This window comes from Rossellomorea vietnamensis (assembly GCF_001305855.1).
Lineage (GTDB): Bacteria > Bacillota > Bacilli > Bacillales > Bacillaceae_B > Rossellomorea > Rossellomorea vietnamensis_A.
On record NZ_LIXZ01000006.1, the window covers coordinates 249,351 to 266,119 of the forward strand.

A 16,769-nucleotide genomic window follows, 5' to 3' on the forward strand; every position below is an offset into this window, starting at 1 on the left:
GATTTTTCATGAGAATAGCATGGGTAACTGATAGTACTGCATTTGTTCCAAATCAATTAGAGAGTGGGGAAAATGACATCTATGTTGTTCCGATGAGTATCCTGTTCGGAGAGAAGGAATATATGGACGGCATTGACCTGTCCCCTGAAGAATTATTCGCTAAATTAAGGAACGAAAAGGTGGAAGTGAAAACCTCCCAGCCTTCAATCGGAAGGTTTAAGGAATTATTCGAACAACTGTCAAGGGACTATGACTATATCTTCTCCATCCATGTTTCGTCTCATTTCAGCGGAACTTATTCTTCTGCTTATCAGGCTGCGGAACTACTGAAGGAGACCATTCCGAATATTTGTTGCATTGATTCGAAGATCCTTTCCAATCCGTTGACGGAATTGATCCAGTACGGTCAACGTCTATCGGAGGAAGGAAAAGATACGATTCAGATAAAAGAAGCGATTGAAGAAAGAATCAACTCCTGTGAGACATATGTGATGGTAGGGAGCCTGGAACAGCTACATAAAAGTGGAAGGATGGGCGGTCTATCATTCTTTCTGGGTAGCGTCCTGAAGATAAAGCCCATGCTTTCCATTGAAGATGGTAAGCTTAAAGTGAAGGAAAAGGTAAGAAGCATTAAAAAAGGCTTGAGCAGCATGAGTCACCAGTTGGATCTCGCTCTCGCAAATCGGAGTATAGGGAAAGTTTCTGTATTACACGGGTTAAATCGGGAGGATGCTTTGGAATGGATGGAACAGTTGAGACAGGCTTATCCGGAAATTGAATTTGGGGCATATCCCCTGGGGGCAGTGATCGGTGTACATGCTGGCGAAAACACAATCGGTATAAGCTGGTTTTCGGAAAATAAATGAAAAATCAAAAAGGAGTGATGTGTTGATTCAGGCATCCACTCCTTTTTATTCTGAAAGTAGAACATCATTTGGTACAATGGAAGAGAAGGTGAAAATGTGGAGCGTAAAGAGCTGGACAGAGTAATAGACTATTTAAAACAAGAGTACATAGGTGAATCAACCGGACATGATTGGTATCATTTAGATCGAGTGAGAAAACAGGCTCTTAGAATCGCAGAAAGAGAGCAGGTTTCCCGTACGTATATCATTGAGCTTGCGGCACTGCTTCATGATGTGCCGGACGAGAAATTCGTAAGCGAAGAAGAAGGGAAGAAAAAACTGGATCATATCCTAATGAATCTCACACTCAACGAAAATGAAAGGGCGTTACTGAAGTCGATCATCTATTCCATCTCGTATAAAGGTGGTCATGAAGCGGAATTGACTACGATAGAAGCGAAAATCGTCCGGGACGCCGATCGCCTTGATGCTATCGGGGCGATCGGCATCGCCAGGACATTTGCATATGGGGGCAGGAAAGGCAGAGCGATGTATAACCCTGATTTTCAAGTGAGGGAACACATGACCTTAGAGGAATACAGAAATGGGGATAGCTCCAGTATCCATCATTTTCACGAAAAATTACTGAAGTTGAAGGATTTAATGTGCACGGAAACCGGCAGGAGTTTGGCAGAAGAGCGCCATGAATTCATGCTCCGGTTTCTAGAGCAATTTAATAAAGAATGGACTGGTCAAGAATGAGAATGTTAACAGCTGAGAATCTTTCCAAAACATATGGAGAGAAAACTCTGTTTAAAGATATATCCTTTTCCATTACCGAGAAGGAAAGGGTCGGACTGATCGGGGTGAACGGTACAGGGAAATCAAGTCTGTTGAAGCTGATTGCAGGAATGGAAGAATATGATACCGGTGAGCTTTCAAGGCCGAACGACTATCATATTGCCTATCTCCAGCAGGAACCCGCATTTGATGGGGAATTGACCGTGCTTCAACAAGTATTCCGCGGAGAAGCGAAAATCATCCAGGCTATGAGAAACTATGAAACGGTTCTCATGGAGATGGAGAAGAACCCGGAGAGTCCAAGGGTACAAGGTGAATTATTTGAGGCACAAAAGCAAATGGATCTTCTCAATGCCTGGGACGCAAGCGCAAATGCTAAAGCCATATTAACGAAGCTCGGCATTCACGATTTCGGGAAGAAGATGAATGAATTATCCGGTGGACAAAAGAAGAGAGTGGCACTGGCAGGGGTCCTCATTGAAACTCCAGACCTGCTTATTCTGGATGAACCGACCAACCATTTGGATTATCAGTCCATAAAGTGGCTGGAGGACTATTTAGGGAAGTATAACGGATCAGTATTACTCGTGACACATGACCGGTATTTCCTTGATAAAGTGACAAATCGGATCTTTGAACTGGATGGGGGCAGCCTGTATGCCTATAAAGGGAATTATGCTTCCTTTATAGAAGCCAAAGCTTCACGTGAAGTAGTGGAGCGCCAATTATCCGAAAAACAGCAAAATCTTTACAGGAGAGAGCTTGCATGGATGAGAAGGGGAGCAAAAGCCCGGTCAACGAAACAAAAGGCACGTATCCAGCGATTTGAACACCTGGAAGATACAATGTCAACCGGACCGTCCAATGGACAAGTAGATATGTCGATTGGAGGAAATCGTTTAGGCAAGCAGGTGTATGAGTTCAAGAGCGCGTCAAAACAATTTGAAGACAAGCGGATATTAAACGAATTCTCTTTTCTGATCAAGCCGAAAGACCGAATCGGGATAGTAGGGAAAAACGGGAGCGGAAAATCAACCTTCCTTAATCTCCTTGCAGGAACCGATGAGCTCACAGATGGGGAATTGATCAAAGGGCAGACCGTCAAGATCGCCTACTATACCCAGGGGCATGAAGAACTGGATGAAACTATGAGAATGATTGAATATATCAGGGAAGCGGGAGAATATATAACCACGGATAAGGGGGAACAGGTTTCCGTTACGTCCATGCTCGAGAGATTCCTTTTTCCAATGAGCACTCATGGGACATTGATCCGAAAACTGTCCGGCGGAGAAAAACGAAGGCTCTTCCTCCTGAAACTATTAATGTCAAAACCAAATGTCCTTCTGCTGGATGAGCCTACCAACGACTTAGACACAGAAACCCTGACAGTGCTTGAGGATTATATCAATGAATTTTCAGGTGTAGTGATCACTGTTTCCCATGACCGGTACTTCCTGGATAAAACAGCTGATCAGCTGTTAATATTCAATGGGGACGGTCAGATCGATTTCTATTACGGGGAATATACAGAGTATCTGGAGAAGAGTGAAGCTTTAAGTAAGAAGCAGCCGACAGATTCAGTGAAAGAACCCATCCCTGTTAAAGAAGTGAAGGAGAAAAAAAGGCTCTCTTATATGGAGAAAAGAGAGTGGGATGAAATGGAAGATAAGATGGCAGACATTGAAGCTAAAATAGAAAAAGCGGATACCGAGCTCCAAAAAGTCGGCAGCAATTTCGAGCGGGCACAAGAGTTGATGAATGAAAGTGAAAAGCTTAACGAAGAACTGGAAAGGCTCATTGAGAGGTGGACCTATCTCTCTGAATTTGCCGAATAAGTCTCTTTCTTTAAGGCAACAAGGATACTGTGTTAAAATGAAAAGTAAATGAACCGTTTAGAGAAAGGGGTAACAATCTTGAGGATCGTTTCAATTGAACCTACTCCAAGTCCGAATACGATGAAGGTTCTTCTCGATCAGGAAATGAAGGCCGGGAAGAGCAACAATTATAAAAAGGATGAAGCAGAGGGGGCTCCTCCCGTCATCAAAGAGATCTTAGCGATCGAAGGTGTTAAAGGGGTATACCATGTTGCCGACTTCCTGGCCGTCGAACGGAACGCTAAATTCGATTGGCAGGAGCTTTTGCCACAGGTGAGAAAAGCATTCGGTGAAGATACAGCTGGTGAGGAAACGAAATCCCCCATGGAGGAACATTTCGGTGAAGTGAATGTCAGTGTGCAGATGTTCAAAGGAATCCCGATGCAGGTAAAGGTGACAGATGGGGAACAAGAAAAGCGGTTTTCCCTGCCTTCTTCATTCCTTGAAGCGGTTGGTCAGGCTCAAAAAGAGGGGGATAATGTCGTCCTCCTTAGAAAGTGGAAAGATTACGGCATCCGTTACGGTGATCTGGATGAGATCGGCAGCGACGTGACGGCAGAATTGGTTGCAGCCTATCCTTCTGAAAGGCTTTCCAGGCTTGTCGTGGAAGCACAGGAAACAACCGATGCAAAAGGACCCCTCATTTATAAGAAAAAGCAAAAGGTGACCCTGGAGGATTTTGAAGCGCCGGAATGGGAAACAAGGTATCAGAAACTGGATGCGATGGAAGATCCTACATTGGGTGACTTACCTCTATTGGAGAAAGCGCTTGAGGACGAGAAAGTATCGATCCGCCGATTAGCCGTCGTGTACCTTGGAATGATTGAAGATGAAAGAGTTCTTCCATTGTTGTACAAGGGACTGCATGATAAGTCCGTAACCGTGAGAAGGACGGCGGGTGACTGTCTTTCTGATCTGGGCTTTCAAGCTGCCATCCCGGAAATGGTTACAGCCTTAAGGGATAAGAGTAAACTGGTTAGATGGCGCGCGGCCATGTTCCTTTATGAAGTCGGTGATGAATCTGCCTTGCCAGGTTTAAAAGAGGCAGAAAATGACCCGGAATTCGAAGTGAAACTACAGGTGAAAATGGCCATTGAGCGAATCGAAGGCGGCGAAGAAGCAAAAGGATCGGTTTGGAAACAGATGACTGAAGCACGCAACCAATAAAAAGGAAAGGAATGATGATACATGTCTATGGCATATGAAGAATATATGAAACAGTTGGTGACGCCGATGAGGCAGGAACTGACACAAGCAGGATTCAAGGAGCTTGGCACTGAAGACGAAGTCACGAATTTTATGGAGAAAGCAGAAGGGACGACGCTGGTTGTCGTTAACTCTGTCTGCGGGTGTGCAGCAGGTCTTGCAAGACCAGCTGCAACTCAATCCGTCATGAATAACGATAAGACCCCTGACCATCTTGTTACGGTTTTTGCAGGACAGGACAAAGAAGCGACTGCCAAGATGAGGGAATACTTCGACGGTTACGAGCCTTCTTCTCCTTCCATGGCTCTACTTAAAGGAAATAAAGTCGTTCACTTCATTCCTAGAGAAGAAATTGAAGATCACGACGTATCCTCGATTATTTCGAATCTGGTGACTGCATTTAATGAAAACTGCTAACAGTCCTTCAAAAAAGAGCGGATGACAGAGTCATCCGCTCTTTTTTTGTGGTAGGATAATGAAAAGATGATAGAAAAACGAATATCCGAAGGAGAATCATTAACGTGTTTGTCACCACTTGTGGAAGAACCAACCAGAACGTCATAGATAAAGCCCATGAGGCTGCCGATCTTCTTTCTATACCCTATATCCCCAGGGAAAAAAGGTCGATCCGTCACCATATGGAAAAAACTGATGGGGACTGCCTCGTCATCGGGAAAGAACGCCTGGAACTTCATACGCGGGAAGGGAGGGGGGAGCCATTCTTTTTCCATCCAAATTCCGCATCCTTTCGAATCAAGAGGCTTATGAGGGGAGAGAAAGATCCACTCATAGAAGCGGCAGATCTTAAGGAAGGCATGAGCTTCCTGGACTGCACCCTTGGACTTGCTTCAGACAGTATCATCGCGAGTCATATCGTTGGGGGGAAAGGGAAGGTCACTGGGATCGAAGCAAATAAATTTATTGCCCATATCCTTCTTCATGGTCTTAAAGAATGGAATTCCCCGCTTACTTCGTTAAATCAGGCAATGAAACGAATAAACGTCGTCAATGGACATTTTGACGAAGAACTCAAGAAATTCCGGAATGACGCATTCGACGTCGTTTACATGGATCCCATGTTTGAAGAAGCATTGACCGACTCCCATGGGATCAATCCCATCAGACAATGGGCCAGCTATACCGGGGTCACAAAAGAAGGAATAGAAGAAGCGAAAAGAGTGGCCAAAAAGCGGGTCGTATTAAAAGAACACTATCAATCACCCCTCTTCGAAGAAATGGGCTTTGAAGTCTTGAAAAGACCATCAGCCAAATTTCATTTTGGAGTCATCCGGTTATAAATGGCTATGTTCGATTTGAATGTTGTAAGGGCTATGCATTTTTTGTTATTTGGACGTGGAGTAGGGTGTGCGATTACTATTAATGGGTATCTTTCATAAAAAAAGCGGAGATTTTCCAATTAAGCAAAGTAAATTCACCATTTTCACGGTTTTTTGAGGAAATAGTCGGAATCTTTCCGTCTTTTTAATCCGAATTTAAGTGCCATACCCAAATTAAAAGAAATTTCTCCGCTTATTTTATTTATCAAGCTCGCTTTAGTATCTAAATGAATTGGTTGTAAGCAATCCCGACATTTGCACGGTTATAGTAAAATACATATGCATGGAAATCAACCACTACTCGCTCCATCAAAATGCAACAATGATTAAGAAAAAACAATAAAATAGACAGGCATCCATAGCCTGTCTAATCTCATACATATTAATCAGTGAATCCTAGTACAATAAAATAACCTAACAGAAGTATGTATCCGATATTGATCATAATTCCAGTATCCATTTAGTTATCCTCCTTACAAAGTATCCTCATTAATATACTACCACATAAAGATTTTTATATCCTACAAAAAAATGAAACCTTTTTCACTTTTTAAACGTAAGAAGTAGTATAATAATAGACGTAATACATAGGAAAGGACGTTATCTATGTCGATCTGGCTCAAGAAATCGTTTTTTATCTTACTATCCATCCTGACATTTGGACTTGTTTCACCATCACAAGCCTTTCTGAATGAAGAAAATCATGCCCTTGCCAAGAATAATGGCAAGCCTTCCACCGTGGAATCGACTCCAGAGGAAACAAGAGAAGAAGAAGCTGGCCTGACCCATGATGTATTTATAGAAACCATGCTGGTGCAAGCAGAAAAAAATGCATATGAAAAATTCGGGACCAAGATCAAGCCTGTCATAGAGGATGAATTCAAATCGTTAATCCTTCCTAAGATTGAAATAGCGATAGCGGAAACAGCAGCAGAGTTTCCGGAAGAAGACTTAACGTCCCTTACCATTTCAGAAGTACCTCAATATGCCAAAACTGAAAAGATCTTTCATATATATGACGAGCGTTCGGGTGAAGATATCATTCGATTTCATGTAAGAAAAGACCATCCGCCAAAAGATGGCTATTATTTCAACTTTCACTACCATACGGTACATGATCAATTCCAGGCACACCATGAACTCGGGAGCATTTTCTGGAATAAAAACACTCCTCCTCAATGGATGAGCGTATCCTGACTGACATATATCAAATAGGATCAAAGCAAGCACGGTGATGAACGTGCTTGTTTTTTTGCTCATTTTTAAGAAATGGAAATAATACTCTCTGAAATAAAGTCTTTTATTATGGTAAAATAGTAATAAATGTATCATCGGTGCATCATTAGAAAAAGGAGGGATTAAAGTGAAACGTACCTTCATCATCCTTCTGATTACAGTAACTCTTGTGATTCTCTGGACCCATACAAATGCCAATTACGATGGTACCCTCTTAAAACACTCTCCCCTTAAAACGCGTATAAACCTTCAATCCAGTAATCAGCTGGAAAATATGATCCTCTTACCAGAATCGACGTTTGATCAAGAAGAGGCCGGTGAAATGATCAAAAGACTGGATCATATTCCGACATCTCTGTTGGAGTCCGCCGAATCCCAGGATATCAAAATTCGATTATTCCAAAATAAATTAACCGATTTTTCTACGACAAGTCACTTGAAAGGAGTCACTCCGAGAGGGTACACTAATAAAAGTATTACGTGGGATGATGTCCCCGGAATTGGTGGTTCCAAACTTGTGTTGGTCAAGATTGGTCATAGTGAGAAGGGGCAGGGGCACAACTCATATAACTTGGAACTACATGAGACTGCCCACAGCATAGACCGGTACGTCCTGTCCGATCTATATTATAAGCTTGATTTCCTGCCCATTTGGAAGAGGGAGGCACCACTTTTATTCCCGGATGAACCCTACTTCAACCAATATAAAGAAGAATATTTTGCTGAAACATTTGCTATGTACTATTTGAATCCCGAAACTAGGAATCTACTTAAGCAAAAGGCACCCGCAACATATCAATTTTTTAAAGAACTATAAACTTATAGAAGGTGTGGTCAAGGTGAAGCAGTATTTAGACTTGTGCAAACATGTACTGGAAAATGGGACAAAGAAAGAGGACCGGACGGGAACGGGTACGATCAGTACGTTCGGTTATCAGATGCGTTTTGATTTACAGGAAGGATTCCCTCTTGTGACAACGAAAAAGCTGCATGTGAAATCGATCATCCATGAACTACTCTGGTTCTTAAAAGGAGATACGAATGTAGCTTATCTTCAGGAGAACGGTGTACGCATCTGGAACGAGTGGGCTGATGAAAACGGTGAATTGGGGCCTGTATACGGGCATCAATGGCGGTCATGGTCCGGTGCAAATGGTGAAACCATCGACCAGATCTCGAACCTTATCGACACCATCAAGAATCACCCTGATTCAAGACGAATGATCGTGAGTGCTTGGAATGTAGCTGATGTGGATCACATGGCTTTGCCTCCTTGTCACTGCCTGTTCCAATTCTACGTTTCTGACGGGAAGTTGTCCTGCCAGTTGTATCAACGCTCTGCGGATGTTTTCCTTGGGGTACCCTTTAATATTGCTTCGTATGCTCTATTAACGATGATGGTTGCTCAGGCTTGCGATTTAGAGGCGGGGGAGTTCGTTCATACATTCGGCGACGTGCATATCTATCAAAATCATCTTGATCAAGTAAAGTTACAACTATCAAGAGATCCGAAACCATTGCCGACGCTAACGATCAATCCTGAAGTGAAAGACATCTTCGGTTTCAGCTTCGAAGACTTCAAACTCGAAGGATACGATCCACACCCTCACATCAAAGGGGTCGTAAGCGTATGATTTCATTTATATGGGCAATGGATCAGAATCAGCTGATTGGGAAAGATAATGGGCTGCCATGGAGACTTCCCGAGGACCTGAAATTCTTTAAAAGGACGACAAATGGGCATGGGGTTGTAATGGGGAGAAAGACGTTCGATTCCATCGGTAAGCCCCTTCCAAATCGTGAGAATGTCATTTTGACGAGAAACACACATTTCGAGCAGGAAGGCTGTCTCGTATTACATTCCGTTGAAGAAGTTGTGAGATGGTCAGAAGAAAGACATGAGGAAATCTTTATCATGGGTGGCAGAGAAATATACAAACAGTTTATTCCCCATGTAGAGAAACTCTACGTCACTGAAATCCATCATGAATTTGAAGGGGACACGACCATGCCTTCCATTCCATGGGAAGAATTCACCTGTATCTCATCGGAAAAGGGTGTCAGGGACGAGAAGAATCCTTACGACTATGAATTCAAGATCTATGAAAGAAAGAAATGATAAGTACAGGGTGGAGCCTAGGTCATAATCGGCTTCACCTTTTTTTGGTGAAAGATGTGGAAATCATCATAATAAAAAAGGGTCCAGCCGTTAGCTGGACCCTTTACACATTCGAATGAATTATTTACACATAGAACAAGATACAGAAATACATAAATCCGCTGCCGGCAAGGACGAACAGGTGCCAGATGGCGTGATTATAAGGAAGTTTATTCCATACATAGAAGATGGCACCGACGGAGTACATGATCCCTCCTGTTAAGAGAAGCCCGAATCCTGCTCCTGTCAAACTCGCATATAACGGTTTAATCGCGATGATGACGAGCCAGCCCATCACAAGATAGAATAGGGTGGATACCACCTGATAGCGTTGAACAAAATAACACTTGAACACAATCCCCACTATGGCAAGTCCCCACACAATCCCAAATAAAGTCCATCCTAATGCACCTCTCACACTGACAAGCATAAATGGCGTATACGTCCCAGCGATCAGCACATAAATGGCCGAATGATCCAAGATCGCAAATAGATTTTTAACCTTTGAGGGCTTAAAGCTGTGCAGGAGTGTCGAAAATAAGTAAAGAAGAATCATGGAAGCTCCGAATATCGAGAAGCTGACAATATGCCAGGCAGATCCTTCATGTACGGCAAAAACGATTAACATCACTAATGCCGGAATGCTGAGGATCAATCCGATCCCATGGGTGATGGCGTTCGCAACTTCTTCTTTCCAATTGGAAAAATCGAAATCATAGGTCAAAGTGGTTTCATCCTTTCTGCGATCGTCTGATTGATCGCTTAACGAGTTTTTCATCTATATACATGATAATCCTCTTTAAGCTATTGTGCAATCATCAACATAGTAAAGGAGTAAAGTGTAATGGTTGGATTCGAGTGCGGAATGATGTATATTCCTAAGTAAAGAAACGATGGTGAGGTGGCAAATGTGTGCGGAAGATTTTCTTTGACGACCCCCTTAGAAGAATTGGTAAAACACTATTTGATTGATGAATACCTTGAAGAATGGCAGCCGAGATACAATATCGCTCCATCTCAGAATATCCTTTCCCTTATTTCTCACAAGGGAAAGCGGAGAGCGGGTGAAATCACTTGGGGGCTTGTTCCCAAGTGGGCTGACCCCACTAAGTGGAAGCCATTGATCAATGCCCGTAGTGAAACGCTCCTGGATAAACCCAGTTTCAAATCCCTCGTGCATTCAAAAAGGATGGTGATCTTTGCCGATGGTTTTTATGAATGGAAGAAGGATGAGTCAGGGAAGATTCCAGTAAGGTTCCAATTGAATGAAGGAAATCCATTTGTATTTGCAGGGTTATGGGACAGGAATGGAGGGGTCACCACCTCGACCATTCTGACTACCGAAGCGAATTCCCTCGTGGGAGATGTTCATCAAAGAATGCCGGTGATGCTCACAAACAGCGAGGATATCGAGAAATGGCTCAACACAGAGGAATACTCCTTTGATCAGGCTGCTTCCGTTTTAATGCCAATCCCTGATGAATGGATGAAAGGGTACCAGGTATCCAGTGTCGTGAACTCCCCCAAACATGATACTGCAGAATGTTTAGTCCCGGTTTCAACAGGAGTATAAAAATTTTGACACTTTCGCATGATTAGACATTTTATGCGGTTATAAATAGGGTATAATAGAAGAATAAACGGGCGAAAAAGAGGATTGATACTTTGCTGACAAAAACCATCGAGTTCAAATCAAAGTATGGACGGAAGGTCAAAATCTCAGAAGTTCCTGTATTGAAGAAAGACAGCCCTCTCTACCTGAGGGTTAATCTTAGGCTGCATCAATTTATTACTAAAGTGATGAATCATAATGAACCTAAGACAATCTTCAGCTTTAGGGAACATTTAAAGAGAACGACGAAATGGTCAGAGTACGAAGAGATTTATCAATCAGAAGAGTTAAAGAATAATGCATAAGTTTTACGGGGTTCTGATCCTCAGGCATAGAGATTGCCTGGGATCAGACCTTTTTGTATGACTTCCATCCGGTTTGGGGTATATCATTAGCATATATCCATTGATACAATGGGCCATTGAGTTAAATGCTTACTATCTATTTAAATCTTCAGCGATTAACGATATAATACTTATGATATGGGAGATAGGATGTGGCAAAATTGACCAAAATAAAGATTGTAACAGATTCGACAGTTGATTTATCTGATGAAATCGTAAAAGACTTGAATATTCATGTGGTTCCTCTGTCCATTTCGATTGATGGAGAAACATACTTAGATAGAGTGGATCTTTCACCGTTAAGCTTCTTGGAAAAAATGAAGGCTTCGAAAGAATTACCAAAAAGTTCTCAACCGCCTGCAGGGTCATTTGTTGAACTGTATGATGAATTAGGTAAAGATGGATCACGCGTTTTATCCATACATATGACCGGTAATATGAGTGGGACCGTTCGATCGGCAGAGTCTGCCGCAGACATGTCTTCAGCAGATGTGACAGTCGTAGATTCACGTTTCATTTCAAAAGGACTGGCTTTCCAGGTGATTGAAGCCGCTAAGCTTGCTCAAGAAGGAAAGTCCATGGAAGAAATTCTTTCGGCCATCGATGAGATCCGCTCGAAGACAAAATTGTTTGTCGTGGTAGACACCCTTGAAAATCTTGTGAAAGGTGGCAGGATCGGAAAAGGGCGTGCCATGATCGGTTCCCTGCTCAATATCAAGCCGATTGCATCACTTGAAGGGGCTGAGTATACTCCCGTTGCGAAGGTACGAAGTCATTCACAGGTAGTGAAGTACTTAACGACACAATTTGTAGATGATGTGAAAGGAAAGACCATACGGGGAGTTGGACTCGTCCACGCGGATGGAATGAATCTGGCTCAAAACCTGAAAGCCAAGATCATAGAGAAAACGGGATACGATCAAATTGATATCGCTCCCACAACACCTATTATCAGCACACATACAGGTATCGGGGCCATCGGTTTCATGTATTACACAGACTAATGAATAAAAGACGAAAGGGAATCAATCCTTTCGTCTTTTTTTTGGATGAAATCATGAAGGCATAGGAGTAGGGGTGGGCTTAGCGTATCCTTCTTTATATTGTTCATCTATATATGTTCTGATTTGTTTGATGGAATCACCATTCTTATATTTTACGATGGATTCAGCTGCGATTTTTAAGCAAAGTTCACATCTGGTACCGTGGTCGTCCCAAACCACTTTGTTTCCCTCGGTTTTATAAACAAAGCAATTCAGGTTGCTTTCGTGCCCTGCTGAATCCCCGCATCCACAATAACAAGGAATATATTTTAGGAGCTCAGGGTTTTTAGCTGCGGAGGAATAGATTAGTTTCATATTGTCATCCTTATCGTCAAGAAAAGAGGGAAGGGTCTCGACGGAAGCGGTTTCTTCTCTAATGTCCCCGTTAGCAGCAGTATGATCTTTGTGTGCATCTTCATTCTGATCACTGGAGCATCCGGCAAGTAACCCTAATAAACCAATCAAACATGTGAAATACAGAAAGATATTTTTCTTCATACCAATCACCTTTCATTTTAGATATATCCGTATTGTACCATGGTCATCATAACGGGTATGTCCCAGTTATTGTTGATTTTATGAATATTATTGCCACCTCATAACTACAACCAACATATCATAGAAATATAATAGGCAAGAAAGGCTCAAATAGAATTGGGAAATACAGCATTTCCTCCTTATTATAGAGGATGTTTGTTGAAGGGAAGTGTATGTGCTTGTCTGATAAAAAGAAAGTGTTGGTGTTTTCAGATTTCGGAATCGATGATATCGTTGCTGTATTGTATGCTTACTATAGCGATACGATTGAAGTCGTTGGGATTGTTTCGGACTATGGGAATGTTTCCAGAGAATCTGCATTGAAAAATGTAAAATACCTGCAAAGCATTACGGGGATAACAGATATCCCGGTTATCGGTGGTGCGGTCTCTGCCTTGACGGGTACCCGGCCGACATTCTATCCGGAAGTTCATGGTGTGGCTGGACTCGGGCCGATCATACCTGATGAAATTGATTTCAATGCTTCAGACATAAGTGAAAATTTCTATCAAATCAAGGAACTCATTAATCAATATTCAGGGGAACTCTATATCTATTGTGCAGGTCGATTAACCTCATTGGCTACAGCCTTTATTTTATATCCTGAAACGATGAAGAAAGTGAAAGAATTTTATGTGATGGGAGGGGCATTCAATGTTCCCGGAAATGTTACCGCGACCGCAGAGGCCAATTTCCATGGAGATCCTTATGCTGCGAATATCCTGATTCAGCTTGCCCCGAAGAAAATTCACCTCATTCCATTGGATGTTACAATGTATGCACTCATCACTCCCCTCATGATCGATCAACTCCATGAATTTTATCTGAAATCAAATGATAAGGTTGGCCAGATCATTAAACCAATGGTTGATTATTATTACGGGTTTTATAAGAAGACCTATCCAGATATTACTGGAAGTCCCCTCCATGATTTAGTGGCTATGTGGGCACTTGCTGATGGTGGGAAGATGGTATTCGAGGAAGTCCCGATACGGGTTGCTGTCAATACGGGCTGTACATTTGGCCAAAGTATCGGTGATTTTAGGAAGTCAACGGATAAAGAACCATGGCGAATCCATAAAATTGCAAAACAATTCCATTACGGCCAATTTATTAAGGAAGTGTTTTCTACATTGCAATCGGGACCGAGCCGTCCGGAATGGGGATGACAGATAGATGAGTGTATTAATGTTTTACAGATGAAGAACCGTGATATAATAACAAAAAGAGTAAAAGCGAGGTGACATATATGAAAAAAATGTCCATTCTCATGCTCGCTTTTGTTTTTTTCCTGGCAGGGTGTTCGTTAGAAGATGCTGCTGATCACATTACAAGGGAAGTATCCAACTGGGATAAAGAAAGTCCCAATGAAACATTTATACCGAAGAACTTGAAGGTGGTTTCAATTGGAGATTCATTGACTCAAGGTGTCGGTGACAGTACGAAAAAGGGTGGGTATGTTCCTTATTTGGAAAAGAGCCTCGAATCTTTGGATGGGGTAAAGGATGCCCAGTTTCATAACTACGGAGTCAGGGGAAACCGTACCGATCAATTATTGAAAAGGCTGAAGAAGGAAGATGTGAAATCTTCCATCGAAGAGTCTGATTTAGTGATGATCACCATCGGCGGTAACGATGTTATGAAAATTTTTCGTGAAAATTTATCACACTTGAAGTTAGAGGTATTCCAGGAGGAGAAACGACAATATCAACTCCGGTTACAAGAAATCATTGAAACGATCAGAAGTTATAACCCCGATGCAGGCATTGTCCTGGTCGGTCTGTATAATCCTTTTAATACTTGGTTTTCGAATATTGATGAAGTCAATCAGGTGATTCATGATTGGAATGAAGCAAGCATACAGATACTGACGGGTTATGATAAGACGTTATTCGTGAAAATCGAGGACTTATTTATTGATGCAGGAGATACTCTTTTGTATGAAGACTACTTTCATCCCAATGATGATGGGTACAAATTGATCGCAGACCGCATGTTTACGGATCTTGCAAAAGGGAAAACATTAGCTACATTGACAGATAGAAAAGATTCTGTTGAGGAAGAGGAGCAGCCGTCATGAAGAACAAATGGAAGGTAGGGTTCTTTGTCCTTTTAGGTATGATCATTCTGGGATTCGTCATCATTGTGTCCATGATCTTTATGCCTGTAAAGGATGATGCACTGCCTGAGGACAATAAAAATACAGATCGACAAGTAGGATTTAATGTAGAGACCAACAAAAAAGATTTAAATCTTATTATTGAACATTATATTGAAGAAGAAGGGATGAAAGGTCCGGTGGATTACGATGTTCAGCTGAAGGATGATGTTGAACTTCTCGGGTCGGTCCCTGTCTTTACTTCAAATCTGGACTTTAAATTGAATTTCGAACCGAAGGCATTGGATAATGGAGATATTTTGTTGAAACAAAAATCCATTTCAGTCGGTGCCCTGAATCTCCCTGTCAACTATGTATTGAAAGTGATCAGAGATTCTTATAATTTTCCGGACTGGGTAAAGATTCAACCCAATGATGAATTGATTTACGTCTCACTCCAGGACATGAAACTGAAGAGTGATGTGAAAGTACGGGCAAACGAATTCGATTTGAAAGAAGATAATATTTCATTCAGATTACTCGTCCCTGTTGACCGTGCACAATAAGAAAAAGGTGGCTTCCTCTTAGAGTCACCTTTTTCTTATTGTGCACTTACTTTTGTGCTATGATTCTATCCTTTCAACAGGAGAGCTTCCAGTTCCGGGGTTCCATTGGCCAATCCCACTGCAACGATCGTGTATGCCTGATTCGGGCTCAGCTTTACATTCGGAACGCTCAATACACTGTTTTTACTTCCGGCTACCCTTGCCTCGAGATTGACGGTCATTGGAGTCAACCCGAGATAATCGGTCGCTTGTTTAAAGGAGATATCAGGGAATATAACATCCCCGCCTTTTACAGCTATATCAACTGCCGGGGCATCAGGGGAAAGATGAATGAACTTTACCTTTGTTTCTCCAACTGGCACCGTTGGATCATCTAGATAAGGAAGTAATTGCATTTTATTAAGTGTTCCGACAGCTGCAAGAGTGTAAATTTTTCCTGGATCGATTTTCACTTTTTTACTAATGACCGTTGTCACACTTGTACCTGCAGGGTATACATCAATATGATATTTACCGGCAGGCAATGTTAAATAATCGCTCACATCTTTAAAGGCTACATCCCGTAATACACGATTTCCGTTAACGTATACATCTACATTCGGTGCATCGGGGACGGCATGTAATACGCGGACGTACGATGGCTGAGCAGAGGTGGTCATATCTGCTCGCTGCGCCTGCATGGCAAGCCTCATATATTTAAGGTGTTTCTGGTAGTAATGAACGTGCATGGACGGATCAGAATATTTATAATAACCGGATAACAAGTCATACATCGCAGCTTTCGTCAAATAATCATGTTGGCTCATCCGTATCTCTCCCTTAACAGTATTAACACAATAGAATATGCCGGGGAGAAAAAATGGTGAGAATACCTATTTTTATAAAAATCAGAAATTCGCTTGCAATCCGGATGAAAATATTGGATAATGGAAGTACTAATTGAGAAAGTGGGTGATGTCATATGAACCTATCATTAATTGAGCAAAAGGCTAATTTAATTACGTATTATATCGGTTCTGCACGTCAACTCACTTTAAACGGGATTATTTGATTTTTTCATTTCTTCTATCGTGAAAAATCCGTTGACGTGTCGAACCACGCAGCGGATT

19 protein-coding genes are annotated in these 16,769 nt (G+C 42.0%); 16 read left to right on the forward strand and 3 right to left on the reverse strand.

Going from position 1 to position 16,769, the window contains the following annotated elements:
* Nucleotides 1–8 precede the first annotated feature (8 nt).
* The 10 genes from AM506_RS10360 (at nucleotide 9) to AM506_RS10405 (ending at nucleotide 9,421) form a co-directional block, all read left to right on the forward strand.
* Nucleotides 9–866, forward strand: coding sequence for a DegV family protein (locus AM506_RS10360; protein ID WP_060672403.1), 858 nt, complete (start codon nucleotides 9–11; stop codon nucleotides 864–866).
* Between the two features lie 96 nt (nucleotides 867–962).
* Complete coding sequence (locus AM506_RS10365) at nucleotides 963–1,607, forward strand: HD domain-containing protein (protein WP_060672404.1); 645 nt, start codon at nucleotides 963–965, stop codon at nucleotides 1,605–1,607.
* Nucleotides 1,604–3,484: an ABC-F family ATP-binding cassette domain-containing protein gene (locus AM506_RS10370; protein WP_060672405.1), complete on the forward strand. Its 1,881-nt coding sequence runs from the start codon at nucleotides 1,604–1,606 to the stop codon at nucleotides 3,482–3,484. Before AM506_RS10365 ends, AM506_RS10370 begins: the two co-directional genes overlap by 4 nt.
* A 78-nt stretch (nucleotides 3,485–3,562) precedes the next feature.
* On the forward strand, nucleotides 3,563–4,690 hold the full coding sequence (locus AM506_RS10375) for a conserved virulence factor C family protein (protein ID WP_060672406.1): 1,128 nt from the start codon (nucleotides 3,563–3,565) through the stop codon (nucleotides 4,688–4,690).
* 21 nt (nucleotides 4,691–4,711) lie between these two features.
* A complete protein-coding gene (locus AM506_RS10380) occupies nucleotides 4,712–5,146 on the forward strand; it encodes a BrxA/BrxB family bacilliredoxin (RefSeq protein ID WP_060672407.1) in 435 nt (144 codons plus the stop codon).
* Between the two features lie 104 nt (nucleotides 5,147–5,250).
* Nucleotides 5,251–6,027 (forward strand): class I SAM-dependent methyltransferase, encoded by a 777-nt coding sequence (locus AM506_RS10385; RefSeq protein WP_060672408.1) that lies wholly within the window; start codon nucleotides 5,251–5,253, stop codon nucleotides 6,025–6,027.
* A 645-nt stretch (nucleotides 6,028–6,672) separates the two neighbouring features.
* Nucleotides 6,673–7,263: a YpjP family protein gene (locus tag AM506_RS10390; protein ID WP_060672409.1), complete on the forward strand. Its 591-nt coding sequence runs from the start codon at nucleotides 6,673–6,675 to the stop codon at nucleotides 7,261–7,263.
* Between the two features lie 166 nt (nucleotides 7,264–7,429).
* On the forward strand, nucleotides 7,430–8,119 hold the full coding sequence (locus AM506_RS10395) for an anthrax toxin lethal factor-related metalloendopeptidase (RefSeq protein WP_060672410.1): 690 nt from the start codon (nucleotides 7,430–7,432) through the stop codon (nucleotides 8,117–8,119).
* A 22-nt stretch (nucleotides 8,120–8,141) separates the two neighbouring features.
* Nucleotides 8,142–8,936: a thymidylate synthase gene (locus AM506_RS10400; RefSeq protein WP_060672411.1), complete on the forward strand. Its 795-nt coding sequence runs from the start codon at nucleotides 8,142–8,144 to the stop codon at nucleotides 8,934–8,936.
* Complete coding sequence (locus AM506_RS10405) at nucleotides 8,933–9,421, forward strand: dihydrofolate reductase (RefSeq protein ID WP_060672412.1); 489 nt, start codon at nucleotides 8,933–8,935, stop codon at nucleotides 9,419–9,421. The genes AM506_RS10400 and AM506_RS10405 overlap by 4 nt, the downstream gene beginning before the upstream one ends.
* Nucleotides 9,422–9,545: 124 nt before the next feature.
* On the opposite strand, the gene trhA is transcribed toward AM506_RS10405, so the two are convergent.
* Nucleotides 9,546–10,238: a PAQR family membrane homeostasis protein TrhA gene (gene trhA, locus AM506_RS10410; RefSeq protein ID WP_082386314.1), complete on the reverse strand. Its 693-nt coding sequence runs from the start codon at nucleotides 10,236–10,238 to the stop codon at nucleotides 9,546–9,548.
* Between the two features lie 132 nt (nucleotides 10,239–10,370).
* Here trhA and AM506_RS10415 point away from each other — a divergent pair, with 132 nt between their 5' ends.
* The 3 genes from AM506_RS10415 to AM506_RS10425 all read left to right on the forward strand — a co-directional run bounded on the left by AM506_RS10415 (nucleotide 10,371) and on the right by AM506_RS10425 (nucleotide 12,420).
* Nucleotides 10,371–11,033: an SOS response-associated peptidase gene (locus tag AM506_RS10415; protein ID WP_060672413.1), complete on the forward strand. Its 663-nt coding sequence runs from the start codon at nucleotides 10,371–10,373 to the stop codon at nucleotides 11,031–11,033.
* Between the two features lie 92 nt (nucleotides 11,034–11,125).
* Complete coding sequence (locus AM506_RS10420; protein WP_060672414.1) at nucleotides 11,126–11,377, forward strand: DUF2535 family protein; 252 nt, start codon at nucleotides 11,126–11,128, stop codon at nucleotides 11,375–11,377.
* Nucleotides 11,378–11,577: 200 nt separating this feature from the next.
* Nucleotides 11,578–12,420 (forward strand): DegV family protein, encoded by an 843-nt coding sequence (locus tag AM506_RS10425; protein WP_060672456.1) that lies wholly within the window; start codon nucleotides 11,578–11,580, stop codon nucleotides 12,418–12,420.
* A 51-nt stretch (nucleotides 12,421–12,471) separates the two neighbouring features.
* Here AM506_RS10425 and AM506_RS10430 read toward each other — a convergent pair whose 3' ends face one another.
* Nucleotides 12,472–12,957: a PCYCGC motif-containing (lipo)protein gene (locus AM506_RS10430; protein ID WP_060672415.1), complete on the reverse strand. Its 486-nt coding sequence runs from the start codon at nucleotides 12,955–12,957 to the stop codon at nucleotides 12,472–12,474.
* Nucleotides 12,958–13,175: 218 nt separating this feature from the next.
* Here AM506_RS10430 and AM506_RS10435 point away from each other — a divergent pair, with 218 nt between their 5' ends.
* The 3 genes from AM506_RS10435 to AM506_RS10445 all read left to right on the forward strand — a co-directional run bounded on the left by AM506_RS10435 (nucleotide 13,176) and on the right by AM506_RS10445 (nucleotide 15,660).
* Complete coding sequence (locus AM506_RS10435; RefSeq protein WP_235576086.1) at nucleotides 13,176–14,165, forward strand: nucleoside hydrolase; 990 nt, start codon at nucleotides 13,176–13,178, stop codon at nucleotides 14,163–14,165.
* Between the two features lie 80 nt (nucleotides 14,166–14,245).
* Complete coding sequence (locus tag AM506_RS10440) at nucleotides 14,246–15,076, forward strand: SGNH/GDSL hydrolase family protein (protein WP_060672417.1); 831 nt, start codon at nucleotides 14,246–14,248, stop codon at nucleotides 15,074–15,076.
* Nucleotides 15,073–15,660: a YpmS family protein gene (locus AM506_RS10445; RefSeq protein ID WP_060672418.1), complete on the forward strand. Its 588-nt coding sequence runs from the start codon at nucleotides 15,073–15,075 to the stop codon at nucleotides 15,658–15,660. Before AM506_RS10440 ends, AM506_RS10445 begins: the two co-directional genes overlap by 4 nt.
* Nucleotides 15,661–15,725: 65 nt before the next feature.
* Here AM506_RS10445 and AM506_RS10450 read toward each other — a convergent pair whose 3' ends face one another.
* The gene (locus tag AM506_RS10450) at nucleotides 15,726–16,466 is read right to left on the reverse strand and encodes a DUF4397 domain-containing protein (protein ID WP_060672419.1); all 741 of its coding nucleotides are present in this window, start codon (nucleotides 16,464–16,466) and stop codon (nucleotides 15,726–15,728) included.
* Between the last annotated feature and the right edge of the window lie 303 nt (nucleotides 16,467–16,769).